Below are 25,772 nucleotides of genomic sequence, written 5' to 3'. Positions count from 1 at the left end.
CAGGACCCTTCCGGCTCTCTCGGGGAGATCGCAAGGTCAGCGCAGCGCGCGCTCCCTCCGTGCTTCCCTCCCGATTTTCTCATTGCCGCGGCTTATGACATGGCGGTGCCGGCCACGGCAGGCCGTCTGGCGCAGATCACAGTGCCGGCCGGGACATGTTGACAATCCCGCTCGCTCCGTCAAGTTCGGCAGACCGCCAGGCCAAAGACCAAGAAGCATGCGCGGCCCAAGGAATAGCGCCAAGGGAGAACGCAATGGCGATTGCGGAGCAGCATACCTCGCCCCAGGCAACACAGGCGTCCAATGACAAGACTTCCAGCGACAAGAGCTGGCACGGCATCGTCCTGCAAACCCTGAAGCGGAACGAGATCAGCCTCATCCCTTACGTGCCCGACCGGGTGCTGACGCCGCTGATCAAGAACCTGCACGCCGATCCCTTCTTCACCACCTTTGCCACCGCGCGCGAGGAGGAAGCCGTCGGCATCGTCTCGGGCGCCTGGATGGGCGGCCGGCGCGGCGCGGTGCTGATGCAGACCTCCGGCTTTGCCACGCTCGCCAACGTGCTGGCCTCGCTTGCGGTGCCCTACCAGATTCCACTGATCATGTTCGTCTCCGAGCGCGGCACGCTCGGCGAGTTCAACTACGGCCAGTCCCTGGTCTGTCGCACCATGCGTCCGGTGCTGGATTCGCTGGCGCTGGAACATCACACCATTACCCGGCTCGACGAGCTCGAATTCATCGTCGACCGCTCGATCAAGCAGGCCGTCACGACGCAAGCGCCGGTGGCGCTGATCCTCAACCCGCTGCTTACGGGCGGCAAGGCTTTCGACAAGTGAGGCCGGCCAAATGAATACAGACTTGGACACGCACAACACCAAGGTGATGAACCGGTTCGACGTCACCTCGCGCCTGATCGCGAAGCTCAAGCACGAGGAAGCCGTGATCGGCGGCATCGGCAACACCAATTTCGACCTGTGGGCAGCCGGCCACCGCCCGCAGAATTTTTACATGCTCGGCAGCATGGGCCTCGCCTTCCCGATCGCACTCGGCGTGGCGCTGGCGCAGCCCGAACGTCGCGTCTTCGCGCTCGAAGGCGACGGCTCGCTGTTGATGCAGCTCGGCGCACTCTCGACGATTGCGACTTTGAAGCCGAAAAACCTCATCATGATCGTGATGGACAATGGCATCTACCAGATCACCGGCGCGCAGCCGACGCCGGCGGCTGATGTCGCCGACATCGTCGCCATCGCCGCCGGCTCGGGGCTTGCCAACAGCACCTGGGCCGCAGACGAGGAGGATTTCGAGCGCCTGGTCGAGGAGGCGATGTCCGCCTCCGGGCCGAGCCTGATCGCCGTCCGCATCGACGACAAGCCCGGAGTCGGCGCCACCCGCCGCGATCCCGTGCAGATCCGGGAGCGCTTCATGCACGGCCTCGGCGTGCGCGAGCCACTTTAACGTTTCGTCATTAACTACACGGCGATCTGATCCCGGCCCCGCAACAGCCTGTTGCAAATCCGTGCTATGCGGACCGGATGTCCAGTTTGGTTCGCTGTTTTGCCTGGCTGCTCGCGGCCGCCGTCACCTTCGCTACCCTCGGGCCGCCCGGCCTGCGGCCGCATGCCGACCTCGGCCAGGATGGCGAGCATGCCCTCGCCTTCGTCCTCCTCGGACTGGCTTTCGGTCTCGCCTATCCGCGCCGCCGCCTGGCAACCGCAGCCGTCGCGGTGGTCCTGATCGGCCTGCTCGAGTTGATGCAGTTTTGGGCGCCCGGACGCCACGCGCGGCTCGAGGATTTTCTGGTCGACGCACTCACGGCGTGCTTCGGCTTTGCGCTCGCGGCCGCAGCCGATTGGGTCATGACCCGCTTTCGCGCAAGCCCAGCCATCACAAGCGAAGGCCCCGCGGAGTGATGCTCCGCAGGGCCTGATCTCTTTCGCCGGTGCCCGTGTCGATCAGTCGATGATCTTGACCACGCGGCGGGTCCGCGGCTCGACGATCACGCGGCGATCGTTCACGACGGCATAGCGATACTCGGTGTAGTTCGGCACCGGCCGCAGCACCACGGTCGGCGGCAGAGGTTCACCGACCACGACGCGCTCGCGGATTACCACCGAATGATCGCGCGGGATTCCGCCCAGAATTGCATTCGGAATTTCCAAGCCGGCCCCGACGGCCGCACCGACGGTGCCGCCGACCATCGCGCCGACCGGGCCGCCGATGTCGCCGCCCGCACGCGCGCCGGTTGCGGCACCTTCGGCGGTCGTTGACTGGGCAAAGGCTGAACTCGACACCAGCAGCGCCGCGGCAGCCAGTGAAATCGCAAGACGGGTTTTCATGTCCTCAGTCTCCAGTGATTGTTCTGCACCTTCAACCGCGCGATCCGGATCATTGTTCCGGTTGCGCCGCGACGAAAGACGCCATCACACTGAAGAACTGTTACCGCGTAACACTTCACGCCGCGGCGATTTCGTGGCCCGCCATCAGTTCCAGCGCCCGCACCATGGCCGAGTGATCCCAGCCCTTGCCGCCATGCGCGGTGCAGGCCGAGAACAGTTGCTGCGCGACCGCCGTGCTCGGCAGCGACAGGCCGAGCGCGCGCGCACCTTCGAGCGCGAGGTTGAGATCCTTCTGATGCAGCTCGATGCGGAAGCCGGGTTCGAAATTGCGCTTCACCATGCGCTCGCCATGCACCTCGAGAATCCGCGAGGACGCGAACCCGCCCATCAGCGCCTTGCGCACCAACGCAGGGTTCGCACCGGCCTTGGATGCGAACAGCAGCGCTTCGCTCACGGCCTCGATCGTCAGCGCGACAATGATCTGATTGGCGACCTTCGTCGTCTGGCCATCGCCATTGGCGCCGACATGCGTGACGTTCTTGCCCATCCTGTCGAAGATCGGCCTCATGGTGCCAAAGGCCCGCTCGGGCCCGCCGACCATGATGGTGAGGCTCGCGGCTTTCGCCCCGACCTCCCCACCCGACACCGGCGCGTCGAGATAGTCCGCCCCCAACGCCTCGATCTTCTTTGCGAACTCTTTGGTCGCCAGTGGCGAGATCGAACTCATGTCGACGACGATCTTGCCCTTTGAGATTCCAGCTGCGACACCGTCCTTACCGAACAGCACCGCCTCCACATGCGGGGTGTCAGGCACCATGATGATGACGGCATCCGCCTCTTCCGCGACCTCCTTGCCCGACTTGCAGGCGACGCCGCCGGCTGCAATCAGCTCAGGCGCGACCGGCGCGACGTCATGCAGGAGAACGCGATGCCCCGCCGCCAGGAGATGGCCGGCCATCGGCCGTCCCATGGTGCCAAGTCCGATGAAGCCGATGTCGATCATGTCTGCGTTTCTCTCAGTTGCATTAGCGAAATTCATCCACGTGCGCGGTGCACATCTCCCGCTTGCGGGAGAGGTCGGCGCGAAGCGCCGGGTGAGGGTTCTGTCCACTCGGGGATTTCAAGACTTCCAAATGAGTCCCATCATGGAGACACCCTCACCCCACCCCTCTCCCGCAAGCGGGAGAGGGAGCGCACCGGTGACCATGGCTCATTGCCTTACTACGTCTCGAATGTCTGCGCCGCATGCCACGACAGCCCTTCCAGCGTCGTGGTGCGCGGCTTGTATTCGCAGCCGACCCAGCCGCGATAGCCGATCGCATCGAGGTGGCGGAACAGGAAGGGATAGTTGATCTCGCCGGTGCCGGGCTCGTGGCGGCCGGGATTGTCAGCGAGCTGGATGTGGGCGATGCGATCGAGATATTCCTGCATGGTGCGGGCGAGATCGCCTTCCATGATTTGCATGTGATAGATGTCGTACTGGATGAACAAATTGTTCGAGCGCACCTCGGAGACGAGCTGCACCGCCTGTTCGGTGCCGTTGAGGTAGAAGCCGGGAATGTCGAGCGTATTGATCGGCTCGACCAGCAGCTTGATGTTTTCCCGTGCGAGCGTCGATGCCGCGAAGCGCAGGTTTCCGACCAGCGTTTCGTTGAGCTCGCGCGGATCGGCATCGACCGGCGCGATGCCGACGAGGCAGTTGAGCTGCTCGCAATCGAGCGACTTGGCATGGTCGATGGCGCGGAACACACCATCGCGAAACTCGGCGACGCGATCGGGCAGGATCGCGATGCCGCGCTCGCCCGCCGCCCAGTTGCCGGCGGGGAGATTGTGCAGCACCTGCGTCAGGCCATGGCTGTCGAGCTGCTCGCGCAGCAGCGCCTTGTCGAAATCATAGGGAAAGAGATATTCGACCCCACTGAAGCCCGCGGCCTTCGCTGCGGCGAAGCGGTCGAGGAACGGCATCTCGTTGAAGAGCATGGTGAGGTTGGCGGCGAACTTCGGCATGATGCTGTCCCCTATTCTGCCGGCTGAAGTACACCGGGCCGTGTGGTCGCGACCTCATCGAGCGGCAGATCCAGCACCTCCTCGAACTCGACGATATTGTCGATCTCGGTTCCCATCGCTATGTTGGTGACGCGTTCGAGGATGAACTCAACCACCACCGGCACCCGGTGCTTTGCCATCAACTCGCGCGCGGTCACGAACGCGGCTTGCGCGTCTTTCGGATCGGTGACGCGGATCGCCTTGCAGCCGAGCCCTTCCGCGACCGCGACGTGATCGACGCCGTAGCCGCCGAGCTCGGGCGCGTTGATGTTCTCGAACGAGAGCTGGACGTGATAGTCCATGTCGAAGCCGCGCTGGGCCTGGCGGATCAGCCCGAGATAGGAATTGTTCACGACGACGTGGATATAGGGCAGATTGAACTGCGCCCCGACCGCGAGCTCCTCGATCAGGAACTGGAAATCGTAGTCGCCGGAGAGCGCGACGATGTCGCGATCCGGACACGCCGCGCGCACGCCGAGCGCCGCAGGCAGCGTCCAGCCCAGCGGTCCCGCCTGACCGGCGTTGATCCAGTTACGAGGCTTGTAGACGCCCAGGAATTGCGCGCCGGCGATCTGCGACAGGCCGATCACCGTGACGTAGCAGGTATCGCGGCCGAAGGCCTTGTTCATCTCCTCATAGACGCGCTGAGGCTTGATCGGGATGTTGTCGAAATGGCTCTTGCGCAGCATCGAACGCTTGCGATCGCGGCAGGCCGCGGGCCACGCCTGGCGCTCGCGCAACCTGCCTGACCGGCGCCACTCCCTGGCGACGGTGACGAACAACTCCAGCGCGGCCTTGGCATCCGAGACGATGCCGAGATCGGGATTGAACACGCGCCCGATCTGGGTCGGCTCGATATCGACGTGCACGAAGGTGCGGCCTCTGGTGTAGGTCTCGACCGAGCCGGTGTGCCGGTTGGCCCAGCGGTTGCCGATGCCGAGCACGAAATCGGATTCGAGCATGGTGGCATTGCCGTAGCGGTGGCTGGTCTGAAGGCCGACCATGCCGGCCATCAGCACGTGATCGTCGGGGATCGCGCCCCATCCCATCAGCGTCGGCACGACAGGCACGTTGGTGATCTCGGCGAACGCCACCAGCAGATCCGAGGCATCGGCGTTGATGATGCCGCCGCCCGCGACGATCAGCGGCCGCTCCGCAGCGTTGAGCATCTCCAGCGCCTTCTCGACCTGCTTGCGCGTCGCGGTCGGCTTGTAGACCGGCAGCGGCTCATAGGTCTCGTCGTCGAACTCGATCTCGGCGAGCTGGACGTCGAGCGGCATGTCGATCAGCACCGGCCCCGGCCGGCCGGAGCGCATCACGTGAAAGGCCTGGCTGAACACGCGCGGCACCAGCGCCGGCTCGCGCACCGTCACCGCCCATTTGGTCACGGGTTTTGCGATGGACTCTATGTCGACGGCCTGAAAATCCTCCTTGTAGAGCCGCGCCCGCGGCGCCTGGCCCGTGATGCAGAGGATCGGAATGGAATCGGCAATCGCCGAATAAAGCCCGGTGATCATGTCGGTGCCGGCCGGCCCCGAGGTGCCGATGCAGACGCCGATATTGCCGGCCTTCGCCCGCGTATAGCCCTCCGCCATATGGGAGGCGCCCTCGACATGGCGCGCCAGGATATGGCGGATCGAACCGCGCTTCTTCAGCGCGGAGTAGAGCGGATTGATCGCCGCCCCGGGAACTCCGAACGCGGTGGAGATGCCTTCCTTCTCCAGAATACGGACGGCAGCATCGATGGCTCGCATCTTCGCCATATCGGACCTCGCTCGATTGCATTGGCTCGAGCGGGATCATCGGGCGCGCGCGGGCTGTGCTCAACGAGATCGATTTTATTTTCCACGATGCGGCAACGGCAGAAAAATCGCGGCGGTCTCAATCAGTTAGATTGAGAAATGCGTGAAAGCCGCTACTCGAACAGCGGCGCCAGCTCCATCTGCGGCACCAGCACGAGGCCCTTGTCGGTGATGCGGATTTCCGGAATGACCGATAGCGGAATCAGATTGAAGCCCATGTAGGGGATGGTGCAGCCGGCCTCCGCCCATTCCTTCTTCAGCACCTTGACCTCCTCGGCCACTTCGGTGACGCGCTTGTCGGACAACAGCCCCGCGATCGGCAGCGGCACCAGCGCCCTCACCTTGCCCTCCGCGACGACGCAGACGCCACCCTGTTGGTCCTTGATGGCCGCGATCGCCGCCTGCATATCGGCCTCGTTGATGCCAGCGATGATGATATTGTGGCTGTCATGGCCGACGCTGGAGGCGACCGCGCCGCGTTTCAGGCCGAAATCCTTCAGCAGCCCATAGGCGACATTGCCTGCCGACTTGCCGTGGCGCTCGACCACGGTGACGAAGCACAGGCCGTATCGCGCAAGCAGCTCCAGCCAGTCCTTTGCCGGCTCGATCGCGACCTTTTCGTGGATCAGCGTAATGCCTGGCAGCGCGGTCTTGATCGCATTGACCATGCAGGCCTTGGTCGGCAGCTCCGGCGTCAGCTTCAGTTTCTCCGGCAGCTTGACGGTCACGTATGCCGCGTTCGGATATTGATAGCGCTGTGACAGCGCCTGATCGAGGCGCGGCGTGATCTTGCGGTTCTCGACGACGAGCTCGCCGCCATACCAGGTGCATTGCGGCTTCAGATTGTCGTCCATCAGCACCAGATCGGCGCGGCGGCCGCCGCCGAGCCCGCCGATGTCGCCCTCCATGTTGAAGCGCGTCGCGCCGTGGAGGGAACCCATCGACCAGGCCTGCTCTGGCGACATGCCGGCCTTCACGGCCTGGCGCACCACCCAGTCGAGACCGAACAGCAGGAGATCGTCGGCATCGCGGTCATCGGTACAGACGGCGGTCCGCTTGTGCGACGCACCGAGCTCCGTGATGGTGCGGATCGCCTGTGGCAGCGAGTGCCAGGGCGTGGTTGGCGGGCCGCCACGCAGGAAAACCCAGACACCGGCATCGAGCAGATCGTCGGCGATGTCGCGGTCGATCGCCTCATGCGTATCGGTGACACCGGATGCCGCATAGGCCGCGACGAATTCGCGGCCGTAGACGTGGCCGGACACCGGCCGCCCGCGCTTCAAGGCGGCTGCAAGGATCGCATGGCTGCGCTCGTCGCCCATGGTCACCGGCACGAAATCCATCTTCTCGCCGAGCGCGACCGCTTCCGGCCAGCGGTCGAACAGGCCGGCGATCTTGTCCGGCGTCAGATCGCCACCCGCTGTCTCGAGTTCGGCTGAGGTAGCCGGCACCGTGCTCGGCACCGTCAGGAAGATCGAGAGCGGCGCCTCGCGCGCGTCCTCCAGCATCGCCTCGACGCCGGCGACGTCCATGACGTTGCCGATCTCGTGGCTGTCGCAGAAGATCGTGGTGGTGCCGTTGAGGAGTGCGGCCTCCGCATAAGCGCAGGCCGTTACCATCGAAGATTCGATGTGGATGTGCGGATCGACCAACCCCGGCGCGATGATGCCGTCGGCCGCGTCATAAACCGCAACGTCGCTCCACACCTTCTTGGCCGCGCCGGCCGGCTTCACCGCGGCGATCCGCCCGCCCGCGATCCAGACCTCCCGTCCGGGATGAACGCGCTCCGAATAGGTGGAGAGCACCCGCGCACCGGTGACGACGAGATCCGGCGCGACACGCGCGGAGGCGACATCGGCCAGACGGCGGGTCATCGAATGCAGCGGGGCGACGGTGAAGCGGGTAAGTCTGGTCATCAGGACCCTCGCGTGGCATTACAGCCGCGCGATGGTTACGCCCTGCGCCAAGCCGGGCAAGCTCAAATATAACGGCACGCCTGCTTACGCCTTAGGCGGCGAACCGCCTGCCGTCCCCGACCTTGCAGGTCTGCGCGAGTTCCGCGCTCTCAACGGTGGTGCGACAGTGGGCTTGACCCGAATCCGCATCGACCGGCCCTTTGGCTCATCAATCTCGAACGAATTTGTCTTTCGCACGAGGTCGCTCAGCTTGCGGAAGCCAAAGGTCCTCGGATCGAAATCGGAAGCCAAATTGGCAAGCTGCCGGCCGACTTCCCCGAGAGCGACCCAGCCGTCTTCGCTCTCCATCTGGGTGATGACCTTCTTGATAATGGGGGTCGCTGCATCGAGTGGCTGAAGCGATGCCGATCTTAAGGCGGCGTCCTGGGTGTTCGCCGGGGCGGCAAGCAGGTTCTCAGTATAAACGAACCTCCGGCAGGCCTGCCTGAAGCTCTCCGGTGTCTTCTGCTCGCCGAATCCAAAGACATCGACGCCTTGCTCCCGGATGCGCGCGGCAAGACGGGTAAAATCGCTGTCGGACGATACCAGGCAAAAGCCATCAAACCGACCGCTGTGAAGCAGGTCCATTGCGTCGATGACCAGCGTTATGTCGGAGGCATTCTTTCCCGTCGTATAGGCGAACTGCTGCTGCGGTATGATGGCGTGTTTCGACAGGATGTCAGCCCACGCCCTTGATCGCGCATTGGAGAAGTCCCCATAGATGCGGCGAACGCTGGCCTCGCCGATCTTGGCAATCTCCTCGAACAGTCCATCAGCGATTTTTGCGGATGCATTGTCGGCATCGATCAGGACAGCGAGACGGGGCGAACGAAGCTCAGCAGGCATGACATTCCCCAAAAGGACGCGACAAAGGTGGATGGATATACCGATGTCGGGGCTCCTGCCGCCAGACCTGATTTCCGTTAACGGGTCGCGACGGACTGCAAACCCGGCTCAGGCTGGTTTCGCCACCGGCGTCACGCCCCCGAGCGCAGCCGTCAGCTCCGCCGCGACCTCGCGCACCACGCGGCCGATCTCCGGCAGCCGCCCGTCGGTGACGCGGCTGGTCAGGCCTGAGACTGAGATCGCGGCGAGCGGTTCGGCAAGCGCGTTGTAGACGACGGCGGCGACGCAGCGCAGGCCCATCTCGGCTTCTTCGTCGTCCACCGCAAAACCCTGCTTCCGGATCACGTTGAGCTCCCGGAACAGATCGCTCGCCCGCACAATGGACTTTTCCGTCAGCCGCGGCATGCCGTGGTGACGGATGATGGCGCCGACGTCCTCGTCCGAATAGGTCGCGAGCACCGCCTTGCCGACACCCGACGTCACCATGGGAACGCGGCCACCGACCTTGGTCAGCGAGCGCATGATCTCGCGGCTTTCCATCCGCGTCAGCACGATAATGAACTCGTCGTCGACAACGGCGAGATTGGCGGTCTCGCGGGTGAGATCGCGGAGCTTGCGGAGATAGGGAATCGCCTGCGCGGTGAAATTGCGACGCCGCGCGAAACTCGCGCCCACCGTAAAGCTGCGGACGCCGACATGCCATTTGGACTCGGCGCGGTCGAACTGCACAAAGCGGCGGCTTTCCAGCGTCGAGAGCAGCCGATGCACGGTGGAGGCCGACAGGCCGGTGCGGACGGCGAGGTCGCTGAGGCGATAACCCTCGTCGTCTTCGGCCAGCGTTTCGAGGATCGACAGCGCGCGATCGACCGACTGCACGCCGCCGTCGCGCGCGTCGTGGTCAGCCTCCGATGGCGATCGAGGCTCGAGCGATTTGCGCCGGATCACGTTCTTGCTCATCGCGACCTGACCGTTCTCCCTCGCCCCGCTTGCGGGGAGAGGGGGAGCTTCCACGAGGTCGGTGACAAAGAGACTCGCGGAGAATCCCCCTCACCCGAATTCGAGCTTCGCTCAAATTCGACCTCTCCCCGCAAGCGGGGAGAGGTGAAGAACCACCCGCTCCGGATCATGGCCGAAGCGGCATCCCGTCTCAGAGCAGCCCCGCCCCGCGCGCCCACTTGTACTTGGCACCGAGCACCTCAACCGGCAGCTCGGTCGAATAGGCGTAGGCCGGGATGCCGTTCTGGTAGAGATATTCGGCGGCCTCCTCGACCTCGACGTCGCCGGCGAGCGAGGCAACGATCGGCTTCACAAAGCCCTTGGCCTCCATCTCCTTCTTCACCTCGACCATGTTGCGGGCGAACACCATCGGCGGCGTGACGATGGTGTGCCAGTAGCCGAGGATCAACGAATGGATACGCTCGTCCGACAGGCCGAGCTTCACTGTGTTGACATAGGTGATCGGCGGCTCGCCGCCGGTGATATCCACAGGATTTCCGGCCGCACCGAACGGCGGAATGAACTTGCGGAAAGCCGCATCGAGATCAGGCGGCATCGACATCAGCGACAGGCCGTTGTCGACCACGGAGTCCGAGAGCAGCACGCCCGAACCGCCGGCACCGGTGATGATCAGCACGTTCTCACCCTTGGGCGTCGGCAGCACCGGCACGCCGCGGGCGAATTCGAGCAGTTGGCGAAGCGAGCGAGCGCGGATCACGCCGGACTGCGCCAGGACATCCTCGTAGATCTTGTCGTTGCCGGCGAGCGCGCCGGTGTGCGACGAGGCCGCCTTCGCACCGGCTGAGGTACGGCCGGCCTTGAGCACGATCACCGGCTTCTTCTTGGAGACCCGTTTTGCCGCTTCGGCAAAGGCGCGGCCGTCTTTCAGGTCCTCGCAGTGCTGCGCGATCAAATTGGTGTTGGGATCCTGCTCGAAGAAGGCGAGCAGATCGTCCTCGTCGATGTCCGACTTGTTGCCGAGGCCGACGATCGCGGAGACGCCCATCTTGGCCGAACGCGAGAAGCCGATGATGGCCATGCCGATGCCGCCCGACTGCGAAGACAGCGCCGCGTGGCCCTTGACGTCATAGGCCGTGCAGAAGGTCGCGCAGAGGTTCGCAGGCGTATAGTAGAAGCCGTAGATGTTCGGGCCCATCAAGCGGATGTCGTACTTCTTGCCGACTTCAACGATCTCTGCCTGGAGCTCGGGAGCGCCGGCTTCCGCAAAACCCGACGGAATCAGGACCGCGCCCGGGATTTTCTTCTCGCCGCATTCGGCCAGCGCGCCGGCGACGAACTTCGCGGGGATCGCAAACACCGCAGTGTCGATGACGCCGGGCACGTCCTTGACGCTCTTGTAGGCCTTGTAGCCCAAAATCTCCGGCGCCTTCGGGTGGATCGGATAGATCTCGCCCTTGTAGCCACCGTTGATGAGGTTCTTCATCACGGAGTTGCCGATCTTGCCGTCCTCGGCGGAGGCGCCGATCACGGCGACGCCCTTCGGCTGCATGATGCGGCTCATCGCCGCGACGATTTCCTCGGTCGGGCGCGGCTTCGGCTTGGGCTTGTAGGCGAAGTCGACGACGATGCGTACGTCGGCGGCGGTCGCATTCTTGGCGGTCGCAAAGACAGGGTTGAGGTCGAGCTCGACGATCTCCGGGAAATCGGTAACGAGCTGCGAGACCTTGACGATAATTTCGGCGAGCGCCGTGCGGTTGACCGGCTCGCCGCCGCGGACGCCCTTCAAAATCTCATGCGCCTGGATGCCGTCGAGCATCGACAGGGCATCTTCCTTGGTCGCCGGTGCAAGACGGAAGGTGATGTCCTTCAGAACTTCGACCAGCACGCCGCCGAGGCCAAAGGCGACCAGCTTGCCGAACGAGCCGTCGGTGATGGAGCCGACGATCACCTCGGTGCCGCCGGCCAGCATCTGCTGCACCTGGATGCCCTCGATCTTGGCGTCGGCCTTGTACTTCTTGGCGTTGGAGAGAATGGTCTCGTAGGCCCTCTCGGCATCCTGCGCCGTCTTGACGCCGACGATGACGCCGCCGGCCTCGGTCTTGTGGAGAATATCGGGCGAGACGATCTTCATCACGACCGGGAAGCCCATCGAGGACGCGACCTTGCCGGCCTCGCCCGCCGACTTCACCACGCCCTCCTTCGGCACCGGGATGCCGTAGGCGTCGCAGACCAGCTTGCCCTCGGGAGCCGTCAGGCTGGTGCGATTGTCCGACTTGACTTGGTCAAGCACCTTGCGGACGGCATCTTTGGAATTGGACATGTGGCTTCCTCCTTGACTTCAAATTCTTGCTTTACGGGGGCGCGATTGTGGCTGCCCGTGATGCTTGCCATGCGCCGCGCCTGTTCCGTGCAGCGGACCGGAGTGGCAGATTGGCCAGATGCTCCGCCGGCTTGGATCAAAAATGGCTGGCGATGGCATTTGGTATGCCAGAAGCCAACTTGTCAAGCCGGCGCATCGATTAGAACGCTGCAAAATATAGGCAGCTTGACACGCTGGCATTTGGTATGCCAAAAACTTTCCAGTTAATATTCCTGTAAAAGACGACTCCCACTGGAGGAGAATCGTCGTGTCACTGCGGAAACCAACCAAGGCGTTGCCGAACATGGCCGAGGCAGACATCGCAATCGTTCGTATTGCCCCGGAGAGCAGCTTCAAGAACAAGGCCTATGACGCCTTGAAGGAAGCTATCCTCAAGATGGACATCTACTCGACGCCCGAGCCGGTGATGCTCGATGAGCGCGCGCTGTCCGAACGTCTTGGCGTCAGCCGCACGCCAATCCGCGAAGCCATCGCGATGCTCGAGCAGGACGGCTTCGTCAAGACCGTGCCGCGCCGCGGCATCATGGTGGTGCGGCGGACCAAGAGCGAGATCGTCGACATGATCCGGGCCTGGGCGGCGCTGGAGAGCATGGCCGCGCGCCTGATCACGACCACCGCGCGCAAGAAGGACATCACGGCGCTGCGCGACTACTTCAAGGATTTCAGCAAGGACCGCCTGCCCGAGGATCACGTCGAGGAATATTCGCGTGCCAACATCGCCTTCCACCAGGCGCTGATCTCGCTGTCGGAATCGCCGGTGCTGGTCGATCTCACCAACGATCTGCTGTTGCACGTGCGTGGCTATCGGCAACTGACGATCGGACGGAAGGACCGCACCGCGACCTCGCTGCCCGAGCATCTCGGCATGATCGAAGCTCTCGAAGCGCGCGATACCGAGCTCGCCGAGAAGCGCGCCCGCGACCACACCCTTGGCCTTGCCGCTTACGTCGAAGCGCATGGTCAGGAACTCTTTTAACTAGCAACGTTCACCAGAAGGGCGAGCCATTCGCCCCCCAAAACCTAAAACCGTACCTTGAGACCAGGGAGACAAGGCCCATGCTGAATACCGCGACCAAGTCCGAAGCACCGGGCACCGAGCAGGAATTGACGGATGGTTTTCATCTCGTCATCGACGCGCTCAAGCTGAACGGCATCAACACCATCTATAATGTGCCGGGCATCCCGATCACGGATTTGGGCCGCATGGCGCAAGCCGCCGGCATTCGCGTGATCTCGTTCCGCCACGAACAGAACGCCGGTTACGCTGCGGGCATCGCCGGCTACCTCACCAAGAAGCCCGGCGTCTGCCTCACGGTTTCCGCGCCCGGCTTCCTCAACGGTCTCACCGCGCTCGCTCACGCCACCACCAACTGCTATCCGATGATCCTGGTCTCGGGCTCCTCCGAGCGCGAGATCGTCGACCTCCAGCAAGGCGACTATGAAGAGATGGACCAGCTCGCGATCGCCAAGCCGCTGTGCAAGGCGGCCTATCGCGTGCTGCACGCCCAGGACATCGGCATCGGTCTCGCCCGCGCCATCCGTGCCGCGGTCTCCGGCCGTCCGGGCGGCGTCTATCTTGACCTGCCGGCAAAGCTGTTCGGCCAGGTGATGAACGCCGATGCCGGCCAGAAATCACTGGTCAAGGTGATCGACGCGGCGCCTGCGCAGATCCCCTCGTCCGCCTCCGTCAAGCGCGCGCTCGACGTGCTCAAGAGTGCAAAACGTCCGTTGATCATCCTCGGCAAGGGCGCCGCCTACGCGCAGGCGGATGAAGAGATTAAGAGCTTCGTCGAGAAGAGCGGCGTCCCGTTCCTGCCGATGAGCATGGCCAAGGGTCTTCTCGCCGACAACCATCCGCAATGCGCCGGTGCGGCCCGCTCGACGGTGCTGAAAGAGGCCGACGTGGTGATGCTGATCGGCGCGCGGCTGAACTGGCTGCTCTCGCACGGCAAGGGCAAGAGCTGGGGCGAAGCGCCCAAGAAATTCATCCAGGTCGACATCGAGCCGAGGGAGATGGACTCCAACGTCGAGATCGTCGCGCCCGTCGTCGGCGACATCGGCTCCGTCGTCTCGGCGTTCAACCAGGCGATGGGTTCAAGCTGGACCGCCCCGCCGGCCGAATGGACCAAGGCAATTGTGTCCAAGCGCGAAGAGAACGTCGCCAAGATGGCGCCGAAGCTCATGAACAACAAGTCGCCGATGGACTATCACGGCGCGCTCGGCGTGCTGAAGAACGTCATCAAGGAGCATCCCGAGGCGATCCTCGTCAACGAGGGCGCCAACACGCTCGACCTCGCCCGCGGCGTCATCGACATGTACAAGCCGCGCAAGCGTCTCGACGTCGGTACCTGGGGCGTGATGGGCATCGGCATGGGCCAGGCAATCGCGGCGGCGCTCGAGACCGGCCACCCCGTGCTCGCGGTGGAAGGCGACAGCGCCTTCGGCTTCTCCGGCATGGAGGTCGAGACCATCTGCCGCTACAATTTGCCGATCTGCATCGTCATCTTCAACAATGACGGCATCTATCGCGGCACCGACGTCAACAGCGCCAACGCCGATCCGGCGACGACCGTGTTCGTCAAGGGCGCGCGCTACGACAAGATGATGGAAGCCTTCGGCGGCGTCGGCGTGAATGCCACCTCGCCCGACGAGCTCAAGCGCGCCGTCAACGAGGCGATGGCCTCGGGCAAGCCGACGCTCATTAATGCGGTGATCGATCCGGCTGCGGGCTCGGAGAGCGGCCGCATCGGCAACCTCAATCCGCAGAGCGTCTTGCAGAAGAAAAAGTAAAACGCATGATCCGGAAAAGTGTGAAGCGGTTTTCCGAAAAGATCATGCGCAAACAAAAAGCTAAAGCGCGATGACCATCGCGCTTTAGTCCCCGTTCAACCCATTATTCCCTGCGGATGCAGGGGCAGACAGAGTACGGAGCAACACGATGACCAAAGCGCTCGCGGGCGTTCGCATTCTCGACTTCACCCACGTCCAGTCCGGACCGACCTGCACGCAGTTGCTCGCATGGTTCGGCGCCGACGTGATCAAGGTGGAACGTCCGGGCGTGGGTGACATCACCCGCGGCCAGTTGCAGGACATCCCGAACGTGGACAGCCTGTATTTCACCATGCTCAACCACAACAAGCGCTCGATCACCCTCGACACCAAGAACCCCAAGGGCAAGGAAGTCCTCACCGAGCTGATCAAGAAGTGCGACGTGCTGGTGGAGAATTTCGGCCCCGGCGTGCTCGACCGCATGGGCTTCCCCTGGGAGAAGATCCAGGCGATCAACCCGAAGATGATCGTCGCCTCGATCAAGGGTTTTGGTCCCGGGCCGTACGAAGACTGCAAGGTCTATGAGAACGTCGCGCAGTGCACCGGCGGCGCCGCTTCCACCACCGGCTTCCGCGATGGCCTGCCGCTCGTGACCGGCGCGCAGATCGGCGACAGCGGCACCGGCCTGCACCTCGCGCTCGGCATCGTCACCGCGCTCTACCAGCGCACCGTCACCGGCAGGGGCCAGAAGGTTACGGCTGCGATGCAGGACGGCGTGCTCAACCTCGCGCGCGTAAAACTGCGCGACCAGCAGCGCCTCGCCTATGGCCCGCTGAAGGAATATAGCCAGTATGGCGAAGGCATTCCGTTCGGCGAAGCCGTGCCGCGCGCCGGCAATGATTCCGGCGGCGGCCAGCCCGGCCGCATCGTCAAGTGCAAGGGCTGGGAGACCGATCCCAACGCCTACCTCTATTTCATCACCCAGGCGCCGGTCTGGGAAAAGATTTGCGACGTGATAGGCGAACCCGGCTGGAAGACCCATCCCGACTACGCCAAGCCGCCGGCCCGGCTGTCGCGCCTCAACGAGATCTTCGCACGCGTCGAGCAGTGGACCATGACCAAGACCAAGTTCGAGGCGATGGAAATCCTCAACAAGGACGACATCCCCTGCGGTCCGATCCTGTCGATGAAGGAGATCATCGAGGACCAGTCGTTGCGCGCCACTGGCACCGTGGTCGAAGTCGACCATCCCACCCGCGGCAAGTACATCTCGGTCGGCAATCCGATCAAGCTGTCGGACTCACCGAGCGACGTGGAGCGCTCTCCCCTGCTCGGCGAGCACACCGACGAGATCCTGCGCAGCGTGCTCGGCTTCAGCGATCACCAGGTCGCCGATATCCACAAGTCCGGCGCGCTCGATCCGCCGCAGAAGCAGGCCGCGGAGTAAGCGGTTCATCCGCAGACACGAAAGGCCGCCGGTTTCGGCGGCCTTTTTGTTGGCTTTGGTAACGGCTGCTTCCCTTAATCGGCACGCGTCCCGCGCTGCCAACTCTGAATTAAAGACCGATCCGGAGGAACAGATCCGGTGGCCGGCTGTTATCCTCTCCACCGGCATGCTATCAGAAAATGCGAGCGTGCCGCCTCCATAGCGAGTGACTGAGCCTCGCAGAAGACCTGCCCAACGCTGAAGAATTGGCTGCCTTCTTGTCTGATGGTGACAAGTTGATCCATATTGGCGTGCAAGCAGGAGGCGTCGCGTCCGGCGCTCGTCGGGACCACGCTCGTTGATCAAATTGAGGTCGAAATGTTGAGAGATCAATCCTCTGATCGAGCCAAGCGTGAAGCCAACAAGGCATTCAAGCCTGTCACAACGCAGAAGCCGATGAATGACTATGCGAAGGATCAGCACTCCATTAACGAGAATCGCGAGCGGCTGAAAGCGGAGCGATTGGCCCGCGAGGCCAAGCCGAAAGGTCGCTCCGAATAGAAGGCGTTCTGTGCGAGGTTACGATCCTACGTCCGGGCGATTGAGGATCGCGCTGAAGGCGCTGCGTCGAAATCGACGCCTGCCCCCGATCTAGAGCATCGAGAGCACGACGATCCCGTCTTCCAGCTCCCCGGAAGCCAGCCGCGTCCGCGCGATGCGCTCGAACTCCGTCCGGTATTTCTGAAGATAGCTGAAGGCCTGCTTCTGCGTCTGAAACGTGGTCGCAAGTCGGCACATCTGTCGGCCTGCGCCAAGCGCAAGGAAAAAGGTGATTGTGCCACCGCCGTCCGACTTGACTCTAGGCACGACCCGCACTCGTTGGCATGTGACCGGCCCTCACCAGATTTTCGTCGGCGCTATTGAAGGCAACTATCGCGGCACCTTCTTCTTGCGCTTCGTCAGGGTGGGCGCCGGCAACGATGCTTGAAGAGTTGCGTCGGCCGCTTCCTTGGCTTCGCGCAGCTCTCGGAGCCGCGCCATGTTCTTGCGAACATCGACGGCTTGCTTTTCGGCATCCGCCATTGCCCGCGCTCCTTCTTCAGATGCCAAACGCTGGCGATTGGAGCGCGCGATACCTTCGGGTGACGGTTCTGCCGATTTCCTGGCGCTCATCCTTCACCCTGCTCCGGAACGGACAAAACCCGCTCGATCCAGGGATCAAGCGGGCAGCGTGGCCGTTTCAGTACATCGGTGAAACGGCACAAAGAACTCAAGCCAGCGAGAGATTCTCAGCGCTGACCTTGCCCCGCATCTTGTCGGTCTTGACCTCGAAGTTGACCTTTTGGCCCTCGGCGAGGCCCGCAAGACCAGCCCGCTCGACCGCGCTGATGTGAACGAACACATCGTTGCCGCCGTCGTTGGGCTGAATGAACCCAAAGCCCTTCTGGCCGTTGAACCACTTCACAGTACCTGTCGTCATTTTCTTCTCCAAAGCGCACATGCGCGCAGTCCGCGTGACGCTCACGCAGAACCGATTCAACTCGTCGATGTCTCTGGAAAAGGAGCCCGCGGGCGCATTCAACAAGGCACAGCGGCTGAACGAATGATTTTAAGGTATACCTCATCATCGTCATTTGCAAGGCTCGCCCGGTTTTAATTGCGCCCGTGAGGGCGTCGGAACATGCCCAGAAGGCTCAGAGGCGAGGCTACGGAGCCTTCGCAAGCGTTTGCAAGCTTGACGGCGACGACATGAGCTTCGCCCGGGCGCTCAGCGATCACCGCTCGCGAGCTGCTCGCGAAAGAACTGCACGACGGTCGCATTGAACTCGCGGTGGAAGGCTGCCCGGTCGAATCCTGCTGGCACGTTTGGCGGCCGCAAGCTCGTCAATCGCCGCAGTCGGAGCGTTGCCTGAAACGCGTGCGGTTCGCCCAGGGCTCGTCAAGCGTCATAGCCGTGATGCTGCGACTATCTAGATAAAGGAAGAACCGCCCCTTGAGGCAAAATAGCGAACCCGGCTTCAACCATCTGACCGATGCCCTCAAAGCCGAACACGTGGACGCGCATGTTGATATCGAAAGCAGCCTCGCATGCGGCGTCCAAGCCGCGCGCCTGCAACCCAACTTGATCACAGTTGGCGATATCGCGAATTCCGAAATTTTCGGCGCCTTTGACAGCGTTCTCCAATTCAGAACGCATGTATCGCAATAATGCATTTTTACAAAACGGAGGGGTAATCTAGGCTTGATAGATGCCAAGCCGTACGGCTGCGCAATGGGGCGCGACGACGGAGGGATCGACACCGACCTATGCGGCTATTTTATAATCAGACGTCGCCATACGCCCGCAAGGTAAGGGTTGCCATTCACGAACTCGGAATAAGCGACGCGATTCAGTTTGTCGAGGTCGACCCCTGGCTCGAGTCGCATGACTTCATCGACGCCAACCCGCTCTCCAAAGTGCCGGCACTGGTTCTCGCCAACGGGACGCTTGTGACCGAGAGCGACACGATCGGGCAGGCCTTGCACGGCCTGACCGTCGACTCGCAACTCATCCCGAAAGAGGAGCCTGCGCGACACCTCTGCCTTGGACGGGCCGCTCTGTGTCAGGGCCTGATAGATGCAACCTTCATCTGCGCAATCGAAGGGCGCAGGCCATCGGAGTTGCGCTGGGCGGATTGGGTTGCGCGTCAGGAGCGAGCGATTACGCGGACGCTGTCATCGATTGAAGCCCGCTTCGACCTCCATGACCGGCGCTTCGACCTCGGCGACATCGGGCTCGCCTGTGGACTTGGCTATCTCGATTTTCGCGCGGGGCATCTGTCATGGCGTTCCGAAAGACCAAGGCTTGCTGACTGGTATGAACGCGCGCGCGTTCGGTCATCCATGATCGCGACACGGCCATGCTGAGTTTCGAACCCGGAACGGTCTTCAGCAGCCGTCACCTCGCCGATATTTTCAGCACCGCGCCGATGCGCGCTATTTTCGGTGAGCGCAATTCACTGGAATCCATGCTCCTGGTCGAGGTCGCGCTGGCCAAGGTTCAAGGGCAGCTCGGTGTGATTCCTGTCGAGGCTGCTGCTGCGATCGCCTCCGCTGCACGTACTGAACTACTCGATCTTGACGAATTGGCCGCGGGCACTTTGCGCGCTGGTTTGCCGGTCGTGAATCTGGTCGAGCAGTTGATCCGGCTCACCGGTAAACCCCATGGCGAATTCGTCCATTGGGGTGCCACGAGTCAGGACATCATGGACACCGCGCTCGTGATGCAGATGCGCGACGCGCTCGAGCTCATCCACCGCGATCTGGAGCGCCTGATATCGGCGATTGCGGATCTGGCGCGTACCCATCGCGATACGCCCATGGTCGGCAGGACCAAACTTCAACACGCGATCCCGATCACCTTCGGCTTCAAGGTTTCCGTCTGGCTGTCGGGCCTGCTGCGCCACAGGCAACGTCTCGCCGAACTCGTACCAAGGGTCCTGCAGGTTCAGTTCGGCGGCGCGGTCGGCACTTTCGCGTCGCTCGGCGACGATGGCGACCGCGTCCGCGCTGCGCTGGCCCGCGAACTCGGACTCGGCGAGCCGCTGGTGGCATGGCATGCCGCGCGCGACGGCTTGGCCGAGACGGTTTGCCTGCTTGGGCTGATCTCCGCGACCCTGAGCAAGATCGCAACCGATGTCGCGTTAATGGCGCAGACCGAGGTCGGCGAAGTGCTGGAGCCAGGCGGCCATGGCCATGGCGCCTCCAGCACCATGCCGCACAAGCGAAACCCGATCGTCTGCGAGCAGATTCTCAGCACCGGAGTGTCGCTGCGCCGGCTCGCAAGCGCCATGCTCGACGCTTCGGTCCACGACCATGAACGGGCGACGGGACCGTGGCAAGCCGAATGGTTGCTGCTGCCGGAAGCGTTCGTGCTGGTCTCCCGGGCCATGGATAACGCCGTTCGGCTCTGCACCGGACTGGTCGTCAGACCCGATGCGATGCAGGCCAATCTCGGGCGGACACAGGGGCTCATCGCCGCCGAGGCCGTCATGATGGCGCTGGCGCCGCGCGTCGGGCGCCATCATGCGCACGAAATGGTGAGTGCGGCATGCACGCACGCCATCGCTTCGGGCCTGACATTAGCCCAGAGCCTTTCGCGCGATCCGGCCGTGACGGCCCACATCGCGCCGCATGAGATCGAAGCGGCCGCGGACCCGGCCCGATACATCGGCCTGTCCGGCCGTGAGGTCGATCGTGTCCTCGCGGCCTGTGCTGATCGACCAGCCAGCACGGTGCGAGAGGCGACACCATTGATACGGGGTGAGACCATATGATTCTGAAATGCACGCGCACGGTCCTCGTCGCAGCTGCGGTGCTGACAATGTTGAATGCGGCACAGGCCGAGTCGCCGTTCCCGTCACGGCCGATCATCTTGATCGTCCCGTTCGCGGCTGGCGGCCCCAATGACGTGATGAGCCGGATCGTGTCCGAACACATGTCGCGAAAACTCGGGCAGCCGATCATCGTCGAGAACGTCGCCGGGGCGGGCGGCACGACAGGCTCAACGCGCGTCGCGAAAAGCGCTCCCGACGGTTATACGCTGGTCAGCGGTCACGTCGGCACGCATGCCGCATCGGTCGCGCTGTATCCGAATCTTCGTTACGACCCGCTGGTTGATTTCACGCCGATTGGCCTGGTCGCGGAAACGCCGATCCTCGTCGCCGTTCGCCGCGACCTCGCCGCAGACAGCATGGCGTCGTTCATCGCGATCGCCAAGGCGCGTGGCCCGGACCTCACCCTGGCCCATGCGGGTGTCGGTTCGATCAGCCACATCAGCTGTCTGCTGTTCACCACCGTGATCGGGTTCAAGCCGGTGGAGGTGCCATATCGCGGATCGGCGCTGGCGATGACCGACCTGATCGCAGGCCGCAGCGACTTCAGCTGTGGACTGTTGGGAGACGTTCTTCCCTTCCTGGGTAACAACAACTTGCGTTTTCTGACCGTTTCGGCTCCCGCACGAGTTCCGCAATTGCCGGACACGCCGACGGCTAGGGAAGCAGGGCTTCCACATTTTGTCGCATCGAGCTGGTTCGCGTTCTACCTGCCGAAAGGTGTGCCTGACGCCATTCGCGACCGGTTCTCCGATGCGCTTCGCGCAGCGCTCGACGACGACAGCGTGCGGAGACGGCTTGAACTGGTAGGCTTGATCCTGCCGCCGCCGGATCAGCGAGGCCCCGAACCGCTCAAGCGGCGGATGGCCGAAGAGATCGCGCGCTGGCAGGACATTGTCAAAACCGCGCAGATTCGACTCGATCAATAAGTGCAACCGATCCTGGTGTTTGTCAGGTCGCCCGCCCTAGCGCTCGGAAACGAGCTGCAGAGGGAAACTCGTCCTCTTGCGGTTAATCGCTAGCAGCGCGCTTGACTTGCCCGGACCCGCTACCAATCGGAGGATGGCTCAGATCTTCGGGATCTTCGCCCGCTCCACCACGCCCGACCATTTGGCGATTTCCGTCTCGATCAGCTTCTTCATCTCGTCCGGCGTGCTTCCGCCGACCTCGCCGCCAACGGCGGTTTCAAGACGCTGCTTGAGCTCAGGATCCCTGAGCGCCTCGAGCGTCGCCGTATTGAGAGCGGCAATGATGGCGGGCGCGGTGCCTTTGGGCGCCAGCAATCCCGCCCAGGTGCGCACGTCGTAGTCCTTGATGCCGGCTTCCTGGACCGTTGGAACGTTCGGTAAAAGGGCGGTCCGGCTAGGCGAGGTCACGGCGAGACCGCGGACCGCTCCGCTCGCAATCTGCGGTCCAAGCAGGACGGGCGTGCCGACGATGACCGGCACCTCCCCGCCCAACAGCGCAGTGATGGATTGGGAATCGCCACGATAGGGCACGTGCACGATGTCGATGCCGGCCATCGCGTTCAAGAGTTCGCCTGCGAGATGATGCGTGCTGCCAAAGCCGACCGATCCGAAGCTCAAGGAGCCGGGCTTCTGCTTGGCCACGGCAATGAGCTCGCCCAGCGATTTGGCCGGATAGTCGTTACGCACCGCGATCACGAGTGCGTAGTAGACCAGCGTCGAGATCATATAGAAGCTTTCAGCGGGCTGGTAGCTGAGGCTCTTGTAGGTCGCGGCCGATATCGCGTGAGCGCCGGTGACAAGCCCGATCGTATAGCCATCGGGCGCCGCTTTCGCGACAGCATCCGCCGCAATGTTTCCGCCCGCGCCGGGCTTGGCCTCGACGATGATCGGCTGCCCGAGCTTCTTCGAGAGCCCATCGGCGATGATGCGCGACAAGGTGTCGGCGGCGCCGCCGGCTGCAAAGCCGTGCAGCAATCGTATCGGGCGGGATGGATAGTTGTCCGCCGCCGCCGCGGGCCCCGCTGAAAAGAAGCTGGCAACGAGAAATACTGCCGCAGCAAGCCGCTTCATCCATCGCATGGATGCATCCTCCCTGACTGTCTTCCCTGGTCTTATTGCTTGGCCGCAAGCGATGCGGCAGCCTTCAATCGTGTCAAACCGCCTAGCGGGCGAACTCGACGCATTCCGGCGACGGCGGCAGCCCCCAGACATCGCGCGGCAGCCCGACCCAGACTTTTGGCCGCTGCGGACGATCGCGATGCCACGGGCGCGGATCGAAATAGCCGAGCTCTTCATCGACCATGCGATCGAGATCGTAGAACAGCTCGACCAGGTGCCCGTCGGGATTGCGGTGGTAGACGGCGGTGTTGTGTCCGGGTCCGTGACGAACAGGCCCCCAGAGAATGGCGAGCTTGTGCCGGGCGAGATGGTCGCAGGCCTGCTGCATGTGGGCGGCACCGCGCAATTCGAATGCGAGGTGATGCAGGCCGCGCACCGGAGCGCGCGCGAAGTTCAGCGTGTGATGTTCGTAGCCGCTGCGCATGAAGACGAAGCGGTCCTCAACCCAGTCCGAGACCCGCAGGCCCATCACGTCTGCGCAGAACTTCGAAGTCGCGAGCGGATCGGGTGTGCCAAGCGCAACGTGACCGAGCTTGGTGACGGCGAGCGCGCCGATCCGCTCCTGCGCCGGCGTCGGCGTCCAGCCCTGGATCAACTCGAATTGCGTGCCTTCGGGATCGAAGAACGACAGCAACCTGGATATGCCGGGCAGCGGATCGCTGCGCAGCTCCGCCCTCAGGCCGGATTGCTTCAGAGCAGCGCCGAGGGCCTCCAGCTCGACATCTGGAGATATCTCGAAGGCGATGCTGTTCAGCGCCGCATCGCCGGACTCGATCACGAGTGAAAGCTGCTCGGAGTCGCTGGCGAGATAGATGCGATCCTTGTCGCGGCCGACCAGGCCGAGACCGATCACCGCCTGGTAATAGTCGAGCAATCGTTCCGTATCCGGCGAAGCGAAGGTCGCGTGCCGCAACCTGGTGAACCGCGCTATGGGAGCCTGTGTCGTCATCGCGTTGCTGCCGCTCATGGTGTCATGATGATCTTGCCCAGCGCGGAGCCCTGCTCGAGCAGCGCGTGAGCTTTCCCGACGTCTTCAAGCTTCAATCGCGCCGATATCGCCGGCCTGATCGCGGTGCGGCTCAGCGCGTCGATCACGTTGCGCATGAGTGCACGGCGCCCTTCGCGGTCGTGATCGTAGATATGGAAGGAGAAGCAGCGCACGGCGGGACAGATATCGAGATGATCGCGCATCGCGGCCATCAGGTTCTCTTCCGGCAGTCCCGCAAACGCGTTGTAGGACAACAGCGTGCCCCACTTGCCGAGCGCACCCAGATAGCTCGTGAACTCCGGCCCGCAGACGTGATCGAGCACGAGGCCTACGCCCTCGCCCTTCGTCAGTTCACGGGTTCGCGCCACGACATCCTCACGGCGGTAGAAGATCACGTGGTCTGCGCCGTTGCGGCGCGCGAACTCTGCCTTCTCCTCGGTGGAGACGGTGCCGACGACCGTCATCTGCGCGAGCTTGGCGAGTTGCACCAGCGCCGTGCCGACGCCGCCGGCCGCTCCGATCACCAGCACACTCGCGCCCGCGCGCGGATGACGACACTCGTGCAGCAGCGCGTAAGCCACCTGGTAGTTCGAGAGGCAGACCGCCGCGTGCAGATCGACATCCTCGGGAAGCACGTGAACAGCGTCTGCGGGGGCAACGACATACTCGGCGTAACAGCCGCCACGCTGGGCAAGGTCCCGCGCGCTCAGCAGGACTTTCTGACCGATCGCCATACCCTCGACGCCGGAGCCGATTGCGGAAATGCGGCCGGCGACATCATTGCCGGGATTGGCCGGGAGCGGCGGCATCCATTTGTAGACGCCACGGCGGATCAGAACGTCGGGCTGTCCCACCCCGAACGCCTCGGCACGGATTTGGACCTGCCCCGCTGCCGGCACGGGGACCGGAAGCTCGACCACCTCGAGTGCATCCGGCCCACCCGGCTGACGCACCAGAACCGCCTTCATGAGTAATCCCCTCGCCAGACCTGTATTTTCGAAAATAATATCGTTTACGAAAATTATTGCAAGATGGTCGTTCGCGCGGCATGTTGAGGCATCGATTCATTGGCAGAACCATGCCTCACAGCGCCATTCGCCCCCGCAAGGAATTCGGCAAGACCATCGCCGCCGACATCACGTATCGGCTGCGCGAAGAAATCGTCACCTGCGCCCTTCCGCCGGGCGAGCCCTTGCGTTTCGACGTGCTGCGCGAACGGTTCGGCGCCAGTTTCACCACGTTGCGGGAGGCGTTGACCGCGCTCGCCGCGGAGGGGCTGGTCGATGCCCAGGAGCAGCGCGGATTCCGGGTCGCGCCGGTCTCCAGCCAGGATCTTGTGGAAGTGACCGATGCCCGCGTTCTCATCGAAGTCGAATTGATCCGGCGTTCAATTCAGAAAGGCGATGACGACTGGGAAATCGCCGTCATCTCGACGCTGCACAGATTGAAGCGCATCGAGCAGCGCGATCCCGAGCATGCTTTGCGCGACGGCGAATGGAAGATTGCCCATCGCCAATTCCATCAGGCACTGGTCTCGGCCTGCGGCTCCGCGACCCTGCTGGCGATACGCGCCGAACTGTTCGACCGCGCCGAGCGCTACCGGCATCTCTCTGCCAATTTCCGGCCGCGCCCGCGCGACAAGGCCGGCGAGCACCAGGCGATCATGCAGGCGGCCATATCACGCAATGCCGACCAGGCCGCAGAGCTGATCGAGACCCATATCCGCACCACCGCCGACAACGTCGCGAAATACGCCGGGCACCTGCTCGAAACGGAATAGGGCGTCCGATTTCGTTCGCGACGGACT

Annotated in this window: 26 protein-coding genes; 11 read left to right on the top strand and 15 right to left on the bottom strand. The window is 63.3% G+C overall.

What is annotated here, in order from left to right; translation table 11 throughout:
- The first annotated feature begins 254 nt into the window (after window positions 1-254).
- The 3 genes from IVB18_RS18600 to IVB18_RS18590 all read left to right on the top strand — a co-directional run bounded on the left by IVB18_RS18600 (window position 255) and on the right by IVB18_RS18590 (window position 1,910).
- A complete protein-coding gene (locus IVB18_RS18600; RefSeq protein WP_247990456.1) occupies window positions 255-836 on the top strand; it encodes a thiamine pyrophosphate-binding protein in 582 nt (193 codons plus the stop codon).
- A 10-nt stretch (window positions 837-846) separates the two neighbouring features.
- The gene (locus IVB18_RS18595) at window positions 847-1,455 is read left to right on the top strand and encodes a thiamine pyrophosphate-dependent enzyme (RefSeq protein WP_247990455.1); all 609 of its coding nucleotides are present in this window, start codon (window positions 847-849) and stop codon (window positions 1,453-1,455) included.
- Between the two features lie 77 nt (window positions 1,456-1,532).
- The gene (locus IVB18_RS18590; RefSeq protein ID WP_247990454.1) at window positions 1,533-1,910 is read left to right on the top strand and encodes a VanZ family protein; all 378 of its coding nucleotides are present in this window, start codon (window positions 1,533-1,535) and stop codon (window positions 1,908-1,910) included.
- A 42-nt stretch (window positions 1,911-1,952) separates the two neighbouring features.
- Here the strand turns inward: IVB18_RS18590 and IVB18_RS18585 are convergent, their stop codons facing one another.
- The 8 genes from IVB18_RS18585 to IVB18_RS18550 form a co-directional block, all read right to left on the bottom strand.
- Window positions 1,953-2,336, bottom strand: coding sequence for a DUF1236 domain-containing protein (locus IVB18_RS18585; protein ID WP_247990453.1), 384 nt, complete (start codon window positions 2,334-2,336; stop codon window positions 1,953-1,955).
- Between the two features lie 115 nt (window positions 2,337-2,451).
- Window positions 2,452-3,375 carry a 2-hydroxy-3-oxopropionate reductase gene (locus IVB18_RS18580; RefSeq protein WP_256476963.1) on the bottom strand — a complete coding sequence of 308 codons (924 nt, stop codon included), beginning with the start codon at window positions 3,373-3,375 and terminating at the stop codon, window positions 2,452-2,454.
- Window positions 3,376-3,557: 182 nt separating this feature from the next.
- Window positions 3,558-4,343 (bottom strand): hydroxypyruvate isomerase, encoded by a 786-nt coding sequence (gene hyi / locus IVB18_RS18575; protein WP_247990451.1) that lies wholly within the window; start codon window positions 4,341-4,343, stop codon window positions 3,558-3,560.
- 11 nt (window positions 4,344-4,354) lie between these two features.
- Entirely contained in the window at window positions 4,355-6,145 is a 1,791-nt protein-coding gene (gene gcl / locus IVB18_RS18570) for a glyoxylate carboligase (protein WP_247990450.1), read from the bottom strand.
- A gap of 152 nt (window positions 6,146-6,297) precedes the next feature.
- A complete protein-coding gene (locus tag IVB18_RS18565; RefSeq protein WP_247990449.1) occupies window positions 6,298-8,100 on the bottom strand; it encodes an adenine deaminase C-terminal domain-containing protein in 1,803 nt (600 codons plus the stop codon).
- Window positions 8,101-8,184: 84 nt separating this feature from the next.
- Window positions 8,185-8,985 (bottom strand): NYN domain-containing protein, encoded by an 801-nt coding sequence (locus tag IVB18_RS18560; RefSeq protein ID WP_247990448.1) that lies wholly within the window; start codon window positions 8,983-8,985, stop codon window positions 8,185-8,187.
- A gap of 108 nt (window positions 8,986-9,093) precedes the next feature.
- Entirely contained in the window at window positions 9,094-9,942 is an 849-nt protein-coding gene (locus IVB18_RS18555; protein ID WP_247990447.1) for an IclR family transcriptional regulator, read from the bottom strand.
- A gap of 190 nt (window positions 9,943-10,132) precedes the next feature.
- Window positions 10,133-12,262: an acetate--CoA ligase family protein gene (locus tag IVB18_RS18550; RefSeq protein ID WP_247990446.1), complete on the bottom strand. Its 2,130-nt coding sequence runs from the start codon at window positions 12,260-12,262 to the stop codon at window positions 10,133-10,135.
- Between the two features lie 343 nt (window positions 12,263-12,605).
- Between IVB18_RS18550 and IVB18_RS18545 the strand changes: the two genes are divergently transcribed.
- The 4 genes from IVB18_RS18545 (at window position 12,606) to IVB18_RS18530 (ending at window position 17,078) form a co-directional block, all read left to right on the top strand.
- Complete coding sequence (locus tag IVB18_RS18545; RefSeq protein ID WP_162006348.1) at window positions 12,606-13,298, top strand: GntR family transcriptional regulator; 693 nt, start codon at window positions 12,606-12,608, stop codon at window positions 13,296-13,298.
- Window positions 13,299-13,378: 80 nt separating this feature from the next.
- A complete protein-coding gene (gene oxc, locus IVB18_RS18540) occupies window positions 13,379-15,112 on the top strand; it encodes an oxalyl-CoA decarboxylase (protein ID WP_247990445.1) in 1,734 nt (577 codons plus the stop codon).
- A gap of 148 nt (window positions 15,113-15,260) precedes the next feature.
- The gene (gene frc, locus IVB18_RS18535; protein WP_247990444.1) at window positions 15,261-16,538 is read left to right on the top strand and encodes a formyl-CoA transferase; all 1,278 of its coding nucleotides are present in this window, start codon (window positions 15,261-15,263) and stop codon (window positions 16,536-16,538) included.
- A 357-nt stretch (window positions 16,539-16,895) separates the two neighbouring features.
- Entirely contained in the window at window positions 16,896-17,078 is a 183-nt protein-coding gene (locus tag IVB18_RS18530) for a hypothetical protein (RefSeq protein WP_247991668.1), read from the top strand.
- Between the two features lie 90 nt (window positions 17,079-17,168).
- Here the strand turns inward: IVB18_RS18530 and IVB18_RS18525 are convergent, their stop codons facing one another.
- The 4 genes from IVB18_RS18525 to IVB18_RS18510 form a co-directional block, all read right to left on the bottom strand.
- Complete coding sequence (locus IVB18_RS18525) at window positions 17,169-17,393, bottom strand: hypothetical protein (protein ID WP_247990443.1); 225 nt, start codon at window positions 17,391-17,393, stop codon at window positions 17,169-17,171.
- A 54-nt stretch (window positions 17,394-17,447) separates the two neighbouring features.
- A complete protein-coding gene (locus IVB18_RS18520) occupies window positions 17,448-17,690 on the bottom strand; it encodes a transcriptional regulator (protein WP_247990442.1) in 243 nt (80 codons plus the stop codon).
- Window positions 17,691-17,787: 97 nt separating this feature from the next.
- The gene (locus IVB18_RS18515) at window positions 17,788-17,997 is read right to left on the bottom strand and encodes a cold-shock protein (protein WP_247990441.1); all 210 of its coding nucleotides are present in this window, start codon (window positions 17,995-17,997) and stop codon (window positions 17,788-17,790) included.
- Window positions 17,998-18,483: 486 nt separating this feature from the next.
- On the bottom strand, window positions 18,484-18,714 hold the full coding sequence (locus IVB18_RS18510; protein ID WP_247990440.1) for a hypothetical protein: 231 nt from the start codon (window positions 18,712-18,714) through the stop codon (window positions 18,484-18,486).
- A 110-nt stretch (window positions 18,715-18,824) separates the two neighbouring features.
- On the opposite strand from IVB18_RS18510, the gene IVB18_RS18505 reads away from it, so the two are divergent.
- The 3 genes from IVB18_RS18505 to IVB18_RS18495 are packed head-to-tail and all read left to right on the top strand — an operon-like array spanning window position 18,825 to window position 21,819.
- Entirely contained in the window at window positions 18,825-19,424 is a 600-nt protein-coding gene (locus IVB18_RS18505; protein ID WP_247990439.1) for a glutathione S-transferase family protein, read from the top strand.
- Window positions 19,418-20,833, top strand: a complete 1,416-nt coding sequence (gene pcaB / locus IVB18_RS18500; RefSeq protein WP_247990438.1) for a 3-carboxy-cis,cis-muconate cycloisomerase — start codon at window positions 19,418-19,420, stop codon at window positions 20,831-20,833. The genes IVB18_RS18505 and pcaB overlap by 7 nt, the downstream gene beginning before the upstream one ends.
- Entirely contained in the window at window positions 20,830-21,819 is a 990-nt protein-coding gene (locus tag IVB18_RS18495; protein WP_247990437.1) for a tripartite tricarboxylate transporter substrate-binding protein, read from the top strand. Before pcaB ends, IVB18_RS18495 begins: the two co-directional genes overlap by 4 nt.
- A gap of 138 nt (window positions 21,820-21,957) precedes the next feature.
- On the opposite strand, the gene IVB18_RS18490 is transcribed toward IVB18_RS18495, so the two are convergent.
- The 3 genes from IVB18_RS18490 to IVB18_RS18480 form a co-directional block, all read right to left on the bottom strand.
- Window positions 21,958-22,938, bottom strand: a complete 981-nt coding sequence (locus tag IVB18_RS18490; RefSeq protein ID WP_247990436.1) for a tripartite tricarboxylate transporter substrate binding protein — start codon at window positions 22,936-22,938, stop codon at window positions 21,958-21,960.
- Window positions 22,939-23,020: 82 nt separating this feature from the next.
- The gene (locus IVB18_RS18485) at window positions 23,021-23,944 is read right to left on the bottom strand and encodes a VOC family protein (RefSeq protein WP_247990435.1); all 924 of its coding nucleotides are present in this window, start codon (window positions 23,942-23,944) and stop codon (window positions 23,021-23,023) included.
- Complete coding sequence (locus tag IVB18_RS18480) at window positions 23,941-24,933, bottom strand: zinc-dependent alcohol dehydrogenase family protein (RefSeq protein WP_247990434.1); 993 nt, start codon at window positions 24,931-24,933, stop codon at window positions 23,941-23,943. The genes IVB18_RS18485 and IVB18_RS18480 overlap by 4 nt, the downstream gene beginning before the upstream one ends.
- A gap of 110 nt (window positions 24,934-25,043) precedes the next feature.
- Between IVB18_RS18480 and IVB18_RS18475 the strand changes: the two genes are divergently transcribed.
- A complete protein-coding gene (locus tag IVB18_RS18475) occupies window positions 25,044-25,745 on the top strand; it encodes an FCD domain-containing protein (RefSeq protein ID WP_247990433.1) in 702 nt (233 codons plus the stop codon).
- Window positions 25,746-25,772 lie beyond the last annotated feature (27 nt).

It is taken from the genome of Bradyrhizobium sp. 186 (assembly GCF_023101685.1).
GTDB lineage: Bacteria > Pseudomonadota > Alphaproteobacteria > Rhizobiales > Xanthobacteraceae > Bradyrhizobium.
Note: the sequence above shows the minus strand (reverse complement) of the source record. Positions and strands in the feature narration are given on the sequence as shown.

Coding starts and splice junctions, on each gene's coding strand:
- frc (WP_247990444.1), top strand. CDS start 15,261: ATGACCAAAGCGCTCGCGGGCGTTCGCATTCTCGACTTCACCCACGTC.
- IVB18_RS18475 (WP_247990433.1), top strand. CDS start 25,044: ATGCCTCACAGCGCCATTCGCCCCCGCAAGGAATTCGGCAAGACCATC.
- IVB18_RS18565 (WP_247990449.1), bottom strand. CDS start 8,100: ATGACCAGACTTACCCGCTTCACCGTCGCCCCGCTGCATTCGATGACC.
- IVB18_RS18490 (WP_247990436.1), bottom strand. CDS start 22,938: ATGCGATGGATGAAGCGGCTTGCTGCGGCAGTATTTCTCGTTGCCAGC.
- IVB18_RS18545 (WP_162006348.1), top strand. CDS start 12,606: ATGGCCGAGGCAGACATCGCAATCGTTCGTATTGCCCCGGAGAGCAGC.
- IVB18_RS18510 (WP_247990440.1), bottom strand. CDS start 18,714: ATGCGTTCTGAATTGGAGAACGCTGTCAAAGGCGCCGAAAATTTCGGA.
- oxc (WP_247990445.1), top strand. CDS start 13,379: ATGCTGAATACCGCGACCAAGTCCGAAGCACCGGGCACCGAGCAGGAA.
- IVB18_RS18580 (WP_256476963.1), bottom strand. CDS start 3,375: ATGAATTTCGCTAATGCAACTGAGAGAAACGCAGACATGATCGACATC.
- gcl (WP_247990450.1), bottom strand. CDS start 6,145: ATGGCGAAGATGCGAGCCATCGATGCTGCCGTCCGTATTCTGGAGAAG.
- IVB18_RS18560 (WP_247990448.1), bottom strand. CDS start 8,985: ATGCCTGCTGAGCTTCGTTCGCCCCGTCTCGCTGTCCTGATCGATGCC.
- IVB18_RS18530 (WP_247991668.1), top strand. CDS start 16,896: ATGTTGAGAGATCAATCCTCTGATCGAGCCAAGCGTGAAGCCAACAAG.
- pcaB (WP_247990438.1), top strand. CDS start 19,418: ATGCTGAGTTTCGAACCCGGAACGGTCTTCAGCAGCCGTCACCTCGCC.
- IVB18_RS18515 (WP_247990441.1), bottom strand. CDS start 17,997: ATGACGACAGGTACTGTGAAGTGGTTCAACGGCCAGAAGGGCTTTGGG.
- IVB18_RS18480 (WP_247990434.1), bottom strand. CDS start 24,933: ATGAAGGCGGTTCTGGTGCGTCAGCCGGGTGGGCCGGATGCACTCGAG.
- IVB18_RS18595 (WP_247990455.1), top strand. CDS start 847: ATGAATACAGACTTGGACACGCACAACACCAAGGTGATGAACCGGTTC.
- IVB18_RS18495 (WP_247990437.1), top strand. CDS start 20,830: ATGATTCTGAAATGCACGCGCACGGTCCTCGTCGCAGCTGCGGTGCTG.
- IVB18_RS18600 (WP_247990456.1), top strand. CDS start 255: ATGGCGATTGCGGAGCAGCATACCTCGCCCCAGGCAACACAGGCGTCC.
- IVB18_RS18505 (WP_247990439.1), top strand. CDS start 18,825: ATGCGGCTATTTTATAATCAGACGTCGCCATACGCCCGCAAGGTAAGG.
- IVB18_RS18550 (WP_247990446.1), bottom strand. CDS start 12,262: ATGTCCAATTCCAAAGATGCCGTCCGCAAGGTGCTTGACCAAGTCAAG.
- IVB18_RS18585 (WP_247990453.1), bottom strand. CDS start 2,336: ATGAAAACCCGTCTTGCGATTTCACTGGCTGCCGCGGCGCTGCTGGTG.
- IVB18_RS18485 (WP_247990435.1), bottom strand. CDS start 23,944: ATGAGCGGCAGCAACGCGATGACGACACAGGCTCCCATAGCGCGGTTC.
- IVB18_RS18555 (WP_247990447.1), bottom strand. CDS start 9,942: ATGAGCAAGAACGTGATCCGGCGCAAATCGCTCGAGCCTCGATCGCCA.
- hyi (WP_247990451.1), bottom strand. CDS start 4,343: ATGCCGAAGTTCGCCGCCAACCTCACCATGCTCTTCAACGAGATGCCG.
- IVB18_RS18520 (WP_247990442.1), bottom strand. CDS start 17,690: ATGAGCGCCAGGAAATCGGCAGAACCGTCACCCGAAGGTATCGCGCGC.
- IVB18_RS18590 (WP_247990454.1), top strand. CDS start 1,533: ATGTCCAGTTTGGTTCGCTGTTTTGCCTGGCTGCTCGCGGCCGCCGTC.